This window comes from Citrobacter amalonaticus (assembly GCF_001559075.2).
In the GTDB taxonomy this organism is placed as follows: Bacteria; Pseudomonadota; Gammaproteobacteria; order Enterobacterales; family Enterobacteriaceae; genus Citrobacter_A; species Citrobacter_A amalonaticus_F.
In genome coordinates, this window is the sequence record NZ_CP014015.2 from 103,290 (window position 1) to 119,964 (window position 16,675).

Genomic DNA, 16,675 nt, shown 5'->3' on the forward strand with positions numbered 1-16,675 from the left:
GCTTAACGTCCTCGCAGTCCGTCAGCCAGACGCTTGCCGTTGCGCAGTGAAAACAGCGTCAGCAGCGTGCGCCAGGTCATGCGTTTGTTGCGGATCTGATAGAGCGTAAACAGCTGATATTTCTTGCTGGCGCGGTCAAATTTATCTTTGTGCTTGCGGTAAAAATGGAAGTAACCAGAGAATTTCTTCGGCGATGAGGTGATCTGCATTTCGCCATGATTAATGTGCAGGATCTGCGTCGCCTCCTCCACCTTCCACGGTTCGCCATACTCCACCACCATCCGCAGAAAGATGTCGTAATCCTGCGCGGCTTTCAGTTCGGTATCGAACAGGCACTCTTTAAACCGCCACGCCCAGGTAAAGACCTGATTGCCAATGATGTTGCGTTTATAGAACAGGTGCCGCGAGTAAGGAGATTTCGGATACAGCGGCAGGCTCGCCGGCTGCGAGTAAACTTCGCCTTCGCAGACATAATCGTTGGCGTACAAAAATGCGTGCGTCACCAGTTGATGTTTATGTGCAAGGAACACGCTCAGACGGTTGGGCGTCCACTCATCATCATCATCAATGCCGGTGATGTAATGTCCTTGCGCCTGGACGATGGCTTGATTACGCACCGCGCAGGCGCCAGAGTTGATCGCATTATGGGTATAACGTACGCGCGGGTCGTTTAATCCCTCAACAAACTGCTGTAGCTGTTCATAAGAGGAAGAGCAATCATCAACAATGATCATCTCCCAATGGGGATAGTCCTGGCGCAACACCGATTTAATCGCCCGAATGGCGAGCTGCTGCCGGTTCCAGGTTGGCATATAAATGGAAATCAATGGCTTGTCTGTTTTCATCTTCATTTCCCAGGAAGTCTTGCCGGATGGCCCAACGTGTAAGCCAGATAAGGCGTTTACGCCGCCATCCGGCAGCTATGCCTGATGGCGCTTCGCTTATCAGGCCTGCTGAATTAGCAGGCCACTCACGATTTTTTATTTTGTGTCTGACTTGTATTCGTACTCGTAGTACCCGTAATCCTGATACCCGGTGGCGCGACGGAAGATGGAGTTGAGGATCACCCCTTTCACCTGAATGCCGTTTTGCTCAAAGCGGCCCAGGCTGGTTTCCACCTCTTTCAGGGTGTTGACGGCATAGCGGGCGACCATCAGGGTCGTGCCTGCGTGACGTCCGACAATCGCGGCGTCGGTGACAGCCAGGATTGGCGGCGTATCGATCAGCACCAGGTCATAGTGGCTACTCGCCCAACGCAACAGCTCACCAAAGCGCTCGCTCATTAGCAGTTCAGACGGGTTTGGCGGTACCTGCCCGCGCGGTACGAGATCAAAATTAGGAATGGACGTCGGTTTCGCACAGGAGGCGATATCCCCTTTGCCGACCAGAATCTCGGACAGACCGTTGACGTTGTTGGTGCCGAGCAGTTCGTGGGTATAGCCTTTACGCATATCGCAGTCGATCAGCAGCACACGCTTGTTGGTCTGGCTGATCACCGCCGCAAGGTTGGCGCAGACAAAGGTCTTCCCGATAGACGGACTCACCCCGGTAAGCATCAGGACATTGTTTTGCGCCTGCATCATGGCGAAGTGGAGGCTGGTGCGCAGGCTGCGCACGGCTTCAATCGCCAGATCGGTCGGGTTGCCTACTGCGAGCAGTTGACTCTGCTTGTAACGCTTAACGCCCTTAATGGTCTTGACGCTATCCCGCGCTTTCTGCCATTCCGACAGCGGGATGCTGGCGTACACGCTGATGCCATTCTCTTCCAGCACCTGCGGGCTTTCGATACCGCGGTTGAGCAGTGAACGCAACAGCACGCCAACGATGGAGAGCATCAGGCCCAGAATGATGCTGCCGAGAATGATCAGCGCTTTCTTCGGCTTCAGCACGCCGGGCTGAGCAATCGCCGGGTCAACGATACGTACGTCACCCACGGTGCTGGCCTCGGTGATCTTCAGCTCCTGCTGTTTGTTCAGCAGCTGCATGTAGACCTGCTGACCCGACTCAACGTCACGCGTCAGGCGCACAATCTCCTGCTGCGTTTTCGGCATCGCCGTCACGCGTCCGTTCAGTTTGGCTTTTTCATCCTCCAGCGCCTGACGTTTTTCCAGCAGCGTGCGGTACGCCGGGTGCGCTTTGGTGAAGAGCTTAGAAATTTCCGCTTCTTTAAAGGTCAGTTCGTTGAGCTGCGCATCGATGTTAACCATCGAGTCCAGTACCGCTTTGGCTTCCAGCGGTAAATCGACGGAATCTTTATCCTGACGGAAGGCATTCAGTTTATTTTCCGCCACGTCCAGACGATTTCGCACCTCCGGCAACTGTTTCGCCAGGAAGGCCAGACTCTTCGCCGCCTCTTCTGATTTACGCTCAACGTTCTGTTCCAGGTAGTTGCGGGTAATACTGTTGAGGATGTCGCGGATCTGTTCGCGATCCTCACCGGTAAAGCTCAGGCTGAGCACACCGGTATCTTTACCGTTTTCCGCCACCGTCAGGTTGTTTTGCAGGTTATTGATCATCCCCAGCGTGGAGAATTTGGTGACGGTAAACTCAGTATCCGGGCGGGCATGAATTTCACTGACCATCAGCGTAACGCCATCCTTACTCAGGGTTTGACCGAGTTGGCCACGCGCGCTGAAACCACCGTCGCTGCTGAGCTCATAGCTTTTATCGTTCAGCACCTTGAGGGTGAAGATCTGCTCGTTCATCCCTTTCGGCAGGGTAAAGGTGGTGACTTTTGCCGATTCATTCTGCCGCCCCATCAGCCGTTCCCAGCCCGCGCCAAACAGCGGGAAGGTGTTTTTGGTGACCGAAATATCCAGATCCAGATCGTCCACCGTTTTGCCTAAAACCAGACGCGACTGGATTAGCTGAATTTCCGCTTCCGAGGCGGGCGGCTTGTTGGATAACGCAGAGCCGATATCCTGCACCAGCGAGTTGCCGGTGTTTTGTTCAATCTGTACCAGCGCATCCGCACTGTAGATAGGCGTAGCGAAGAGCGTATAAATCACCGCGCACAGCGCAAAAACCGCCGTAATGCCCAGCACCCACCAGCGCGCTTCAATGACGGTTCCCACCAGACGACCGATATCGATCTCATCATTGCCCGTTACCGGAGCGGCAGACTGTTTTACTTTTTCTGTCATTATTTTACCTGCTCTGCGTTCAATGCCTGCGCCCACTGGCGAGCAGACCGTTCAAGTAATGCATACACCGCTTCAAACGCCTCACGGCTTTTGCGATACGGGTCGGGAATTTCGCGCTCATCGTCCCAGTGACCGAAAAGCATGACCTTGCCACGCATCTCGGGCGCCAGTTCGTGCAGAGAGGCGATATGTCTTTTTTCCATCGCCAGGATCAGGTCATAGCCACGGCACAGTCGTCCGGTGACCTGCCGTGCGCAGTGTCCTTCGAGAGAAAGTGCATGGCCGGCTGCGACACTCATCGCCGAGGCGTCAGCGCCTTTTCCCACCAACGCGCCCAGACCGGCGGATTCCACCGTTATCTGCGGGTGATACTGTTTAAGCAGGCGTTCTGCCGTCGGGGAACGGCAAATGTTCCCCACGCAAACCACTAATATTTTGTTAAACATGACGATTACCAGTTATGAAGGTCGCTGGCCGTATCCGTCATGTAACGGACACCGCTGATGGTCGGCAGCAACTGATTGATCAGACGGTTCCAGCGCGCGACCGGTGCAGTGGTGACATACACCACGTCATACGGTTGCAGACGGAATTCCGTCGCCATGACCAGAGAGGTCGCATCAGACATATCGAGCTGATAGATGTTGGCAATCTTGCCGCCCGGGCCTTTGCCTTTCAGCGGACGGATCACGAAGATGCCGCTGGCGTTGGAGGTGGTCAGATCGATACCTTCGGCGTTACCCAGTGCTTCGGTCAGCGTCATGCCGCTGAAGTCCATTTTGAGGGTGCTCTGTTTTTTCACTTCCCCCATCACGAACACTTTCAGGTCGTCATTGCGCGGCACATAGAGAATATCGCCCGGATAGAGCAGACGGTTCTGGCTGAGATCGCCGTTTTGCATCAGCGCCTGCAGCGAAATACGTTGTTCTTTGCCCTCGTGTGTCAGCACCACGTTGCGCCAGTCAGCCACTTCCGTCAGGCCGCCGGCGGCGTTAATGGCGTCCAGTACGGTCAACGGCACGTTGGTGATCGCCTGCTGCCCGGATTTATTCACCTGCCCGGAGATGTAGGCTTTTTGCGAACGGAAAGCGGCGATATTAACGTCCACCTGCGGGTCAGCAATGTACTTCGCTAAGCGCCCGGTAATATCACTGCGGATCTCTGCCAACGTTTTTCCGACCACGCTGACCTTGCCGATGTAGGGATAAAACATCGTGCCATCGGGCTGAACCCAGTTGCCGGTATCGCTGGAGCTACGGTATTGCCCCGCTGGCGTGGTGAGTTCCGGGTGATCCCAGACGGTCACGCTCAGCACGTCCCCCGCGCCAACGCGGTACTGATAGCTGGCGAGCTCCTGGTCCAGCGACATATTCGGCTGGGCAACATTCGGGCGCGGGCGTAATTGTTCTACCAGTCGCGGCGTGAGTGGATACACGTTAACCATCCGGTCGAGATCAAAATCAGCGTCTTGCTGTTTAATCACGTCTTTGCCCATCGTAGACATATTGCTGCCCGGAAGTACTGTGCAACCGCTTATCAAGGTTACCGACACCAATAATGGCATCAATTTCATTTTGGATTTCATCATTGATTATTTATCACTTTGGCAGAGTAATTATCCTGTGCAATTTAAATAGCAACTTCGCCGTACACATTTACATTGCAGTTAATTGAAAAGAAATTTAACTGGCATCAGTCCTAAAAAAATTGAATTCATCCGTAAGCTATTGACAGAATAATGCAGACTCGTCATCAGGCATTCAGGCACGCTACCGCCCCTGGCTTTTTAGCTACCAATACACTGATTAGATTATGTTTTTGTAAGCCTTGTCATTTCGCGCTTTTGTCGTAACTGAGAAAGCGTTAAGGCATTCTGAATGTCAGCCATTAATGAACCGGGATCCCACGTAATATATTTTCGCTTCCATCATTAACGCTGGAAGAATTGTTACAGCTAACGTAATTGCAGGCAAGGTAACAAGCCTGCTATTCTCTGTTTTTAAGATTAATATTAAGCGATATATTGGCCTGTTTTTAGGAATTACTTGATGTTGACAGAATCTATTTCCTCCATTCATCCTGCGATATTTCCTAAATAGCTTTGTGCCATATTTAATTATTCCCGGCAGAAACTTTATGGTTATTTTCAGCGCAATCAGCAAGGTGAAGACGAGAGAAACCCCTTCTCGCCATTGCATTTTCCGCCCGCTTTATCCATGATCGAATTGTGACAATTGTCATATAACGAAAGGTATTACGTTTACTATGGAATGGATCGCCGATCCGTCAATCTGGGCCGGACTGGTCACGCTGGTCGTGATCGAATTAGTCCTCGGCATTGATAACTTAGTCTTTATTGCCATCCTCGCAGAAAAACTGCCGCCTGCGCAGCGCGACCGTGCGCGCGTGACCGGGCTTATCCTGGCAATGCTGATGCGCCTGCTGCTGCTGGCATCGATCTCGTGGCTGGTCACGCTGACCAAACCGCTGTTTAGCGTGCAGGGGCTGAGCTTTAGCGCCCGCGATTTGATCATGCTGTTTGGAGGCTTCTTCCTGCTGTTTAAAGCCACAATGGAGCTGAACGAACGGCTCGAAGGGAAAGACAGCGACAACCCCACTCAGCGTAAAGGGGCGAAATTCTGGGGCGTGGTGGCGCAAATTGTGGTGCTGGATGCCATCTTCTCGCTCGACTCCGTGATCACCGCCGTCGGTATGGTGGATCACCTGGCGGTGATGATGGCGGCGGTGATTATTGCCATCAGCCTGATGCTCCTGGCGAGTAAGTCACTCACCCGCTTTGTGAACAGTCACCCAACCATTGTCATCCTCTGTCTCAGCTTCCTGCTGATGATCGGCTTCAGCCTGGTGGCGGAAGGCTTCGGCTTCCGGATCCCGAAAGGGTATCTGTACGCCGCCATTGGCTTCTCGGTGATGATCGAAGCGCTGAACCAGTTGGCTATCTTTAATCGTCGTCGTTTCCTGTCGGCCAATCATACCCTGCGCCAACGGACGACCGAGGCGGTCATGCGTCTGCTGAGCGGACAGAAAGAAGAGGCCGAACTGGATGCGGAAACCGCCTCGCTGCTGGTTGACCATGACGACAGCCAGATTTTCAACCCGCAAGAGCGTCGGATGATTGAGCGGGTGCTCAATCTCAATCAGCGTACGGTCAGCAGCATTATGACCTCGCGCCACGACATCGAGCATATTGACCTCACCGCGCCGGAAGAAGAAATTCGCTCGCTGCTGGAAAAAAATCAGCATACGCGCCTGGTGGTGACCGGTGGTCACGATGAAGAAGATCTGCTGGGCGTGGTGCACGTCATTGACCTGCTGCAGCAGTCGCTGCGCGGTGAACCGCTCAACCTGCGGGTATTGATTCGTCAGCCGCTGGTGTTCCCGGAGACGCTGCCGCTGCTTCCGGCGCTGGAGCAGTTCCGCAATGCGCGGACGCACTTCGCCTTTGTTGTGGATGAATTTGGTTCGGTAGAAGGGATTGTGACGCTCAGTGACGTCACGGAAACCATCGCTGGTAATCTGCCGAACGAGGCGGAAGAGATTGATGCCCGCCATGACATCCAGAAAAATCCGGACGGCTCATGGACCGTTAACGGCCACATGCCGCTGGAAGATCTGGTGCAATATGTCCCGCTGCCGCTCGATGAAAAACGGGAGTATCACACCATTGCGGGTCTGCTGATGGAAGAATTGCAGCGCGTGCCAAAGCCGGGAGAAGAAGTTCAGGTGGGCGATTTCCTGCTCAAAACGTTGCAGGTGGAAAGCCATCGCGTACAGAAGGTTCAAATTGTGCCGTTACGCAATGAAGACGAGATGGATTACGAGGTTTAACATGAAACGATGCCGGGTGACGAACGCGCCGCCCGGCATATGATCATTATCAGCTTCCAGGCCGGATAGGACACGGAGCGTCGCCATCCGGCACACACACCCTGCCGAATCAGAGTTTATCCAGCAGCTTCTTCACATCTTTGCCGTTGCGGGAATCTTTATTGCGTTCCGCCCAGTCATTCAGACGACGCTTCGCTTCATCCTGCATATGCTTACGCAGTAACTGATCCACCTGCAGATTGTAATTCAGCGCCTGCCAGTTGCCGTAAACCCGCAGCGGAACCGGAGTCGCCTTCAGGAAATCGATCAGCTTGCTTTCACCTTTCCAGCCGTCCAGCACCCGCACGTTAAACTGCGTGTCGCAGGTTTGCCCGACCAGGTCGAGCGTTCCCTGCCCCGTCAGGGACAGCATCGCGGACTCGCCTTCCATGTTATCCAGCGTCAGTTTACCGTGATCCAGCGTCAGGTCCGTTACAAAGCGGGCCAGACGCGTTGCGTTATCAACGCTTTGCATCGACTGTACATCGCCGCCGCTGCGTTCCACGGCCTGCTGAATCAACTGCTGGAAGTTCATGCCGTCCATCCGCGTGTCGCGCATGTCAACATGAGCTTTCCCCTGCCAGCTGTGGCGGAATGACTGAGCATCGATATCCGCACCGGAGAAATCCCCCGCCAGCGACATCTTGCCGGTCAGGGCAATCGGGTAGTTGAATGCCTTGAGGATCGTACCGATTTCGACGTCGTCCAGACGCGGCTGGAACACCATTTGCGGGGTTTGCGCACGCGTATCCAGCGTCCCCGGCAGCGATATCATCCCGCCATCGAGTTTGCCTTGCAGTTCGGCGATCGTCAGCACGTCGGACTGATTGGTCATACGGCTGCTGACGTCGGTAAAATTCATCCCCCGCCAGGTCACGGTATCCGCTTTCAGCGCGATATCGGCACTAAAGCCTTTCAGGCCCTGATAGGCGGGTTCATCCACACGACTTGAAATCACCGGACGCGCCAGCGGCGGCTGACTTCCCCCCTGCGTCGCCGCACCGTTGGCGCTGCTGGCATTTTCGGGCGGCGCTAACAGGTTATCCAGATTCAGGCGGGCAAATTGCAGATTGACGAGCCACGCGGGTTGTTCCTTCAGCGTCACCTGCACGTTTCCGGTCAGGGCGCTGTCGTTCGCCGTCACGTTGAGTTGGCTGAAGGTGAGCGCTTTCTTCTCTTCCTGCCACTGCGCCTGCAGTTGTCCCTGACCCTGGATGCCCTGTTTCGGCAGATCGGCGCCCTGCAACTGCCAGCTTAACTGTTGAATGCCCACGGTTAAGTTATGCGGATAATCGGACGCGTCAACGGTGCCGTTGAAAGCAAGGGTAAGGTCGCGCTGGTCGCGATTCACGCGGCCTGAAAATTCGAAGGAGCCGCGATGCTGCGCATCCTGTTCCATCTGTAGACGAATATCGCGAACGGTTACCTGTTCATCATCTTCATGCTGAAAGACCAGTACGCTGTCCGCCACACGCAGACTGGCGACATCAAACGACCAACCGCGATCTTCGGCAACATCCGGCAACGTGTTGTCTTTCGGGGCCACCGGGGCGTTTTCGCGGCGTACCGCTTCCGTTTGCGGCGTTAGCTGAATCACCGCGCCTTTGAGCATCACCTGTTTGACACTGAGCTGATGACTCAGCAGCGGCCACAGTGCGACATCCAGGCGCATATTATCCGCACGAACCAGCGGTTCACTGGCCCCTTCCGCGGTTAACACCATGCGCCCGGAGAGGATGCTGAGCTGCGGCCAGACGTGCCAGCGCAGTGGGCCGTCCAGTTGCAGTTGATAACCGCTTCGCGCAGCCACCTGTTGCACCATATAGGCGCGGAAATCATTCGGATTGACTAACAATACTAACGCGGAGAAGCCGGCCACCAACACGACCAGCAAAATCATCAGCGTCGTCAGAAATCGTCTCATGCTATCCTCAATGGATTAGACTCAGTCTTTATCAATCCGGCTGGCGACAGCGCCCTGCTGATCGCGATACTTCGCATCTTCACGACGGTTGTAAGGTCGAAGCGCAGGCCCCGATAGCGGCTCGAAACTCAACGCGCCGATCAGCATCCCCGGGCGCAGAGCCAGCGGTAATTTACCGGAATTATAGAATTCCAGCACGATACAGCCAGACCAGCCCGGATCGATACGGTGCGCGGTCACGTGAACCATCAGACCAAGGCGCGCCAGCGAAGAGCGCCCGTCCAGCCACCCCACCAGGTCCGCCGGCAGGGTTACCGACTCATAAGTCACTGCCAGCGCCAGTTCGCCCGGATGCAAGTAAAATGCATCCCCTTCCGCCAGGACGATCTCATCGCTCATTACGCGATCCAGCGCAGCGCTTACTTCCGCTTTCGGTCCGCTTAAATCGATAAAGGCAGCGGTATGTCCACTAAATGTACGAAATTTATTGCCCAGGCGCACATCCACGGTTGCGCCATTAATGCGCTCAACGGGCGGACGCGGGTTGATCGACAAACGGCCTTCATCAAGCCAGGCTTCAATATCTCGGTCACACAGACGCATGGCACTTTCTCCTTTCGTGCATCGGGCGCTTAACGCATTGTGCATTAAGGGCAAACCAGGTTATCACTGAACGGTACACAATTCGCCGGGCTTATTCAAAGAACTGACTGATTTTCGCTTTCAGAATATCAATGGCGATGCGATTTTTCCCACCGCGCGGCACGATAATATCGGCGTACTGTTTAGACGGTTCAATAAATTGCAGGAACATCGGACGCACGGTCTTCTGATACTGCGCCATGACGGAATCCATCGAACGACCGCGTTCGTTAACATCACGCTTGATACGGCGCATCAGGCAGATATCCAGCGGGGTATCGACAAAAATAGAGAAGTTCATCTCTTCGCGCAAACGCGCGTCGGTCAGCAACAAAATCCCTTCAAGAATGATGACTTTTTTCGGCTCAACGCGAACCGTCTCTTTCATGCGGGTATGTTCAACGTAGCTATAAACCGGCAACTCAATCGCCGAACCCCGTTTGAGGGCCTGCAGGTGCTGAAACAGGAGGCTGTGATCCATCGCATTCGGATGGTCGTAGTTGGTTTTAACGCGTTCTTCCATCGACAGATGGCTTTGATCTTTGTAATAGCTGTCTTCGGGAATAACGCCGATATGTTCGTCACCGACTTGTTCACGCAACTCGCGATAAAGGGTACTGGCAATAAGACTCTTGCCGGAAGCCGATGCGCCAGCAATACCGATAATGACGCACTGATGGGACTGATCAGTCATAAATTTAGCGACCTGAATAACCTGGTTAGGAAGGACGACGCCGCATGGGCGTCAAACGCGGCAATTATAGGGATTTCGCGCGTGCGATACCAGTCGAGATAGCAGGGAGTGTATTTAGCGCCCAATGTTTCCCTGTCGCAAATTTATTTGTTCAGATTTGGAGCAACCCGCGGAATTAACCCGATTTCGCAGTAATTAATCGCCCTATAATGTCAAATTATGCGCAACCGGGATATAAATTGTAAATTGTTTGTACTAGCATAAACAGAGAATACTACGATGCGTCCGGGCGTTCCGCGACGTTCCGGCCACTCGGATACAGGGTAATGAGTAAACCATCCCAACATGTTTTAGTTACCTTGCCGCATCCTCTGCTGCGCTTCGTCAGTTTAGGACTGACGGCTTTTATTTTTACCCTTTTCTCACTGGAATTATCCCAGTTTGGTACCCAGCTCGCCCCGCTCTGGTTCCCGACGTCGATCATGATGGTGGCCTTTTACCGTCACGCCGGACGGATGTGGCCGGGAATTGCGCTCGCCTGTTCGTTAGGGAGCATTGGCGCATCGCTGGTCCTGTTTCCGCCCAGCGCGCTGAATTTTACCTACACGGCGATCAACATCATTGAAGCCGCGGTCGGCGCAATGCTGCTGCGTAAGCTGTTACCCTGGTACAATCCGTTGCAGAATCTCAATGACTGGATACGTCTCGCCTTTGGCAGTGCGGTTATCCCGCCGCTGTTGGGCGGTATTCTGGTGTGGATTATGTCGCCGCATGAAACGCCGTTGAAAGCGTTTCTGATTTGGGTGCTGTCGGAGTCCATCGGCGCTCTGGCGCTGGTACCGTTGGGATTATTGTTCAAACCACACTACTTGTTGCGCCACCGTAACCCACGCCTGCTCCTTGAAACATTGCTGACGCTAATCGTCACCCTGGTTCTGAGCTGGTTCGCCATGAAGTATGTTCCGTGGCCCTTTACGTTAGTGATCGTATTGCTGATGTGGAGCGCCGTGCGGTTGCCACGGATGGAGGCCTTTCTCATCTTCCTCGCTACTGTCATGATGGTATCACTGATGATGGCGGCCGACCCGTTACTGCTGGTCACCCCCAAAGTGCATGTGATGAACAACCTGCCGTGGCTACCGTTTTTAATGATTCTCTTACCCGCAAACATCATGACCATGGTGATGTATGCTTTTCGCGCCGAACGTAAGCACATTACAGAAAGCGAAGAGCGTTTTCGCAACGCGATGGAGTATTCGGCGATCGGCATGGCGCTGGTCGGTACAGAAGGACAATGGCTGCAGGCCAACAAAGCGTTATGCCAGTTTCTCGGCTATAACCAGGATGAGTTACGCGCGCTGACCTTTCAGCAACTCACCTGGCCAGAGGACCTGAATAACGATCTGGAACAACTCGCCATGCTGGTGAGCGGCGACATTAATAGTTATTCAATGGAGAAACGCTATTACACCCGGGCGGGCGAGGTCGTCTGGGCGCTGCTGGCCGTCTCGCTGGTCCGCCATCCTGATGGCACACCGCTTTACTTTATCGCGCAAATTGAAGACATCAACGATCTCAAACATACCGAATGGGTTAACAAGCGGCTGATGGAACGCATCACGCTGGCAAACGAAGCTGGCGGCATTGGGATCTGGGAATGGGAACTGCAACCCGACGTCATCAGTTGGGATAAGCGCATGTTCGAACTGTATGAGGTCCCCGCCCATGTTAAGCCGACCTGGTCAGTCTGGTACGACTGCGTTATCCCGGAAGATCGCGAGTATGCGGAAAAAGTGGTTCGCGACTCCTTAGCCGCGCGCCTGCCCTTTAAAATGGAATTCCGCATTGCGGTGAAAGACGGCGTCCGCCATATCCGCTCACTGGCGAATCGGGTGTTAAATAAAGATGGCGAAGTCGAGCGACTGCTCGGTATCAATATGGACATGACCGAAGTGAAGCAGTTGAATGAAGCGCTGTTTCAGGAAAAAGAACGTCTACACATTACCCTCGACTCCATCGGGGAAGCGGTGGTGTGTATTGACGTTGATATGAAGGTGACTTTTATGAACCCGGTCGCCGAGAAGATGAGCGGCTGGCAGCAAGAGAATGCCATTGGCGTGCCGCTGTTGACGGTACTGCGGATCACCTTTGGTGATAACGGCCCGCTGATGGAAAACATCTACAGCGCCGATATGTCCCGTTCCGCTATCGAACAGGATGTGGTTCTCCATTGTCGCAACGGCGGCAGTTACGATATTCACTACAGCATAACCCCGCTCAGCACCCTGGACGGCGGTAATATCGGTTCGGTGCTGGTAATTCAGGATGTCACCGAGTCACGTAAGATGTTGCGCCAACTGAGCTACAGCGCCACCCACGACGCCCTCACCCACCTGACCAACCGGGCCAGCTTTGAAAACAAACTGAAGCTGCTGCTGCAAACCGTGCGCAGTGCGCATCAGCGCCACGCGCTGGTCTTTATCGATCTTGATCGCTTTAAAGCGGTAAATGACAGCGCTGGTCACGCGGCGGGCGATGCACTGCTGCGTGAACTGGCGCAACTGATGCTCAGCATGTTGCGTTCCAGCGACGTGCTGGCGCGTCTGGGCGGCGATGAGTTCGGCCTGCTGCTGCCGGAGTGCAATATCGAAAGTGCACGCTTTATTGCCACGCGGATCATTAACGCCGTCAACGACTACCACTTTATGTGGGAAGGCCGCCTGCATCGCATTGGCGCCAGCGCCGGGATCACGCTCATCGACGAGAACAACTGTCAGGCGGTTGAGGTGATGTCGCAGGCGGATATTGCCTGTTATGCCTCTAAAAACGGCGGGCGTGGTCAGGTAACCGTGTATGAACCGCAGCAGGAACTGGCGCATCACGAACGCGCGATGATGTCGCTGGATGAACAGTGGCGGATGATTAAAGATAACCATTTGCTGATGGTCGCCCGCGGCGTCGCGTCACCACGCATTCCCGAAGCACGTAATTTCTGGCTGATCTCGCTGCGACTGTGGACCAGTGAAGGTGAAGTCATGGAAGAGCAGGCCTTTCGGGCAAGCTTAGCCGATCCGGCACTCAGCCATGCGCTGGATCGTCGCGTGCTCCATGAATTTTTCCATCATGCGGCGCCAGCGGTTGCCAGCAAAGGACTCAGCGTCGCTCTGCCGCTTTCGGCGGCGGGATTAATCAGCACAACGCTCATTGACGAACTTCTGGCTCAACTGGAGCAGAGCGCTCTGCCGGGACGCTTGCTACATCTGATTGTGCCTGCGGAAGCGCTGTTACTACACCCGCAGGAGAGCACCGCGGCAATCCAGACATTACGCCAGGCAGGGTGTCACATCATTGTGAGCCAGATTGGCCGCGATCTGCAGATCTTCAATCTGATGACCAAAAGTATGGCGGATTACCTGCTGCTCGACAGTGAATTGAGCGCCAGCATTCACGGCAACATGATGGATGAAATGCTGGTGTCGATCATCCAGGGTCACGCCCAGCGCCTGGGGATGAAAACCATTGCCGGGCCGGTGCAAACGCCGATCGTCATGGATACGCTGTCAGGTATTGGTATCGACCAGATTTATGGCGACATCATCGCCGACGCGCAGCCGCTGGATCTGCTACTCAACACCAGTTACTTCGCGATCAACTGACGGCTGCCATCCCTCGGTATACCAGATGTGCAATAACGCGTAGGAGCGCCAGGGTTTCCAGCGCTCCGCATAGCGACGGATCTGCGCAGGCGTCATTCCCGGAAAACGTTGTTTGATCAGATAGTCGTCAGGCAAAAACACATCCTTCGCCTGCCAGCCGCGCAGGGCAAAATAGTTTGCCGTCCAGCGACCAATCCCCGGAAATCCCTGTAGCGTTTTAATTCCCTGTTCAATATCTTCCGGCGGCTGAGTTACCAGTATCCCATCCCGCGCGGCCTGCGCCAGATGGATAAGCGCGTTGGCGCGCATCAGCGGCATACCCAACGCTTTCAGGTCCAGCGGATCGGCTGCGGCCAGCTGTTCAGGCGTTGGGAAACAGACGTATTCCGGGGCGTCCGCTAACACGTCGCCATACCATCGTGCGACCTTCGACGTCAGCTTTGCCGCCATCGCCACACTCACCAGTTGGCCAAGAATCGCCCGAACGCCCTGCTCAAAGGCGTCCACTGAACCTGGCAGGCGCAGCCCAGGACGCGCCGCGCCCAGTTCACCTAACGCATGGCTGATCTGCTGCGGTTTACAGCGCAAATCAAACAGTCGCTCCATTTTTTCAAGGCAAATATCCGCGACCGGCAATAACCCTTCACTCAACGTGACCTGAAGCGTGTTTGTCACCGTGTCGGGGACGACAGTGATAATTCCCGTGTGTTGCCCTATCGCCAGACTCCGCGTGTAGCGTAACGCCTCTACGGTTTCCACACCGTTGACCGCACGGGCGGCAAGGAAACCCAGCATCCATGACCAGTCATAAGGCGGTTGCCAGCTCAGGGTAAACATCATTCTCTCCTTTTTCTGCAAACCTTCAGCATAAACGCTATTCAGGCGTTGTGCTTTGCTTTCATATTCCAGTTGTCGCGACGACGACATTTCGCTAAAGTCACGCCCCTTCTTCACTGGCATGGGGATTTTCAAGGTGTTTATTGGATTTGATTACGGTACCGCTAACTGTTCTGTCGCCGTCATGCGCGACGGCAAGCCGCAACTGCTGAAAATGGAAAATGGCAGTACGCTGCTGCCTTCCATGCTTTGCGCGCCGACGCGTGAATCGGTGAGCGAATGGCTCTACCGCCATCATGATGTTCCGACACCGGACGATGAAACACAGGCGCTGCTGCGTCGGGCCATTCGCTTCAATCGCGACGAGGATATTGACGTTCACGCCAGCAGCGTACAGTTTGGCCTGTCATCGCTTGGACACTATATTGACGACCCGGAAGAGGTGTACTTCGTTAAATCGCCGAAATCGTTCCTCGGCGCCAGCGGGCTAAAACCGCAGCAGGTCGCACTGTTCGAAGATTTAGTCTGCGCAATGATGCTGCACATCCGTCAACAGGCACAAAACCAGCTCCCCGAAACCATCACCCAGGCCGTGATTGGACGCCCCATTAACTTCCAGGGATTAGGCGGCGATGAGGCGAACAGCCAGGCACAGGGCATTCTGGAGCGCGCGGCCAAACGAGCCGGCTTCCAGGATGTCGTTTTCCAGTATGAGCCGGTGGCGGCGGGACTGGATTACGAAGCGACATTACAGGAAGAGAAACGCGTCCTGGTGGTGGATATCGGCGGGGGGACCACCGACTGTTCGTTACTGCTGATGGGGCCACAATGGCATCACCGCGCCGATCGCGAATCCAGCCTGTTGGGGCACAGCGGCTGTCGCGTTGGCGGGAACGATCTGGATATCGCGCTGGCGTTTAAACACCTGATGCCGCTGCTGGGGATGGGAGGCGAAACCGAGAAAGGAATCGCCCTGCCCGTGCTGCCGTGGTGGAACGCAGTGGCGATCAACGACGTTCCGGCGCAAAGCGATTTCTACAGCAGCGCCACGGGGCGTCTGCTGAACGACCTGGTACGCGATGCCCGCGAACCGGAACAGGTGGCGCTGCTGCTGAAAGTCTGGCGTCAACGTCTCGGTTATCGACTGGTCCGCAGCGCCGAAGAGAGCAAAATTACGCTGTCCGCACAAGCCGACGTTAACGCAGCGCTCCCGTTTATCCGCGACGATCTGGCCACTGTCATCAGCCAACAGGGGCTGGAGAGCGCGCTGGATCAGCCGCTTTCCCGGATACTGGAACAGGTGCAACTGGCGCTGGATAACGCCCAGGAAAAGCCAGACGTCATCTATCTGACCGGCGGCAGCGCCCGCTCGCCGCTGATCAAAAAAGCGCTGGCCGCCAAACTGCCGGGTATTCCCATTGCCGGTGGCGATGACTTCGGTTCCGTCACCGCGGGTCTGGCCCGCTGGGCTGAGGTGGTATTCCGCTAAACGCCTCGCAAGCTGAACGCGGATGGATTGACATTAAGGTTCATGTGGCTTAGTTTCAGGAGTGAGGGTTAGGGAGAGTTTCCCCTCCCCCTGGTGTCTTAGTAAGCCGGTAAGCTAATGACTAAGAGTATCACCAGTATGATGACTGCCTTCATCATAACCCTTTCCTTATTTTGGCCCCTTCCTCGGGAGGGGCTTTCCCGTTTCAGCGTCCTGCTGAAATCCGTGGCTTACCTCCTTTTTGCCGTGCCGCCACTGTAGCGCACAATTTCTCATGCGCCTTTTTCAACGATGATTGTTGCGTAACGCCTCGCAAAGCGCGCCGCCATTCGGATGAATCCGTACAGGGTTTCATAATTCCTCCATTTTTCTCCCTTCCTGGCTGACTAAACTAGTATCATT

At 54.8% G+C, this 16,675-nt stretch carries 12 protein-coding genes; 3 read left to right on the forward strand and 9 right to left on the reverse strand.

Annotation, left to right across the window (positions count from 1 at the left end):
• Nucleotides 1-2 precede the first annotated feature (2 nt).
• The 4 genes from wcaA to AL479_RS00560 form a co-directional block, all read right to left on the reverse strand.
• On the reverse strand, nt 3-845 hold the full coding sequence (gene wcaA / locus AL479_RS00545; RefSeq protein ID WP_061074658.1) for a colanic acid biosynthesis glycosyltransferase WcaA: 843 nt from the start codon (nt 843-845) through the stop codon (nt 3-5).
• A gap of 135 nt (nt 846-980) precedes the next feature.
• Nucleotides 981-3,143 carry a tyrosine-protein kinase Wzc gene (wzc, locus tag AL479_RS00550; protein WP_061074659.1) on the reverse strand — a complete coding sequence of 721 codons (2,163 nt, stop codon included), beginning with the start codon at nt 3,141-3,143 and terminating at the stop codon, nt 981-983.
• On the reverse strand, nt 3,143-3,589 hold the full coding sequence (wzb, locus tag AL479_RS00555; RefSeq protein WP_061074660.1) for a low molecular weight protein-tyrosine-phosphatase Wzb: 447 nt from the start codon (nt 3,587-3,589) through the stop codon (nt 3,143-3,145). The genes wzc and wzb overlap by 1 nt, the downstream gene beginning before the upstream one ends.
• Nucleotides 3,590-3,594: 5 nt before the next feature.
• Nucleotides 3,595-4,731, reverse strand: a complete 1,137-nt coding sequence (locus AL479_RS00560) for a polysaccharide export protein (protein WP_061074661.1) — start codon at nt 4,729-4,731, stop codon at nt 3,595-3,597.
• Nucleotides 4,732-5,408: 677 nt separating this feature from the next.
• On the opposite strand from AL479_RS00560, the gene AL479_RS00575 reads away from it, so the two are divergent.
• Complete coding sequence (locus AL479_RS00575; protein ID WP_061074663.1) at nt 5,409-6,992, forward strand: TerC family protein; 1,584 nt, start codon at nt 5,409-5,411, stop codon at nt 6,990-6,992.
• Between the two features lie 109 nt (nt 6,993-7,101).
• On the opposite strand, the gene asmA is transcribed toward AL479_RS00575, so the two are convergent.
• The 3 genes from asmA to udk all read right to left on the reverse strand — a co-directional run bounded on the left by asmA (nt 7,102) and on the right by udk (nt 10,291).
• Nucleotides 7,102-8,955, reverse strand: coding sequence for an outer membrane assembly protein AsmA (gene asmA / locus AL479_RS00580; protein WP_061074664.1), 1,854 nt, complete (start codon nt 8,953-8,955; stop codon nt 7,102-7,104).
• Between the two features lie 21 nt (nt 8,956-8,976).
• Nucleotides 8,977-9,558, reverse strand: coding sequence for a dCTP deaminase (dcd, locus tag AL479_RS00585; protein WP_043000174.1), 582 nt, complete (start codon nt 9,556-9,558; stop codon nt 8,977-8,979).
• 91 nt (nt 9,559-9,649) lie between these two features.
• A complete protein-coding gene (gene udk, locus AL479_RS00590; protein ID WP_042318055.1) occupies nt 9,650-10,291 on the reverse strand; it encodes a uridine kinase in 642 nt (213 codons plus the stop codon).
• Between the two features lie 326 nt (nt 10,292-10,617).
• On the opposite strand from udk, the gene AL479_RS00595 reads away from it, so the two are divergent.
• Complete coding sequence (locus AL479_RS00595) at nt 10,618-13,947, forward strand: diguanylate cyclase (RefSeq protein WP_061074665.1); 3,330 nt, start codon at nt 10,618-10,620, stop codon at nt 13,945-13,947.
• Here the strand turns inward: AL479_RS00595 and alkA are convergent.
• On the reverse strand, nt 13,915-14,784 hold the full coding sequence (alkA, locus tag AL479_RS00600; RefSeq protein ID WP_061074666.1) for a DNA-3-methyladenine glycosylase 2: 870 nt from the start codon (nt 14,782-14,784) through the stop codon (nt 13,915-13,917). The two genes, AL479_RS00595 and alkA, sit on opposite strands and share 33 nt — an antisense overlap.
• Nucleotides 14,785-14,920: 136 nt before the next feature.
• On the opposite strand from alkA, the gene yegD reads away from it, so the two are divergent.
• Nucleotides 14,921-16,273, forward strand: coding sequence for a molecular chaperone (yegD, locus tag AL479_RS00605; protein WP_061077902.1), 1,353 nt, complete (start codon nt 14,921-14,923; stop codon nt 16,271-16,273).
• Between the two features lie 98 nt (nt 16,274-16,371).
• Here yegD and AL479_RS23750 read toward each other — a convergent pair whose 3' ends face one another.
• On the reverse strand, nt 16,372-16,431 hold the full coding sequence (locus tag AL479_RS23750; RefSeq protein ID WP_146109688.1) for a type I toxin-antitoxin system Ibs family toxin: 60 nt from the start codon (nt 16,429-16,431) through the stop codon (nt 16,372-16,374).
• Between the last annotated feature and the right edge of the window lie 244 nt (nt 16,432-16,675).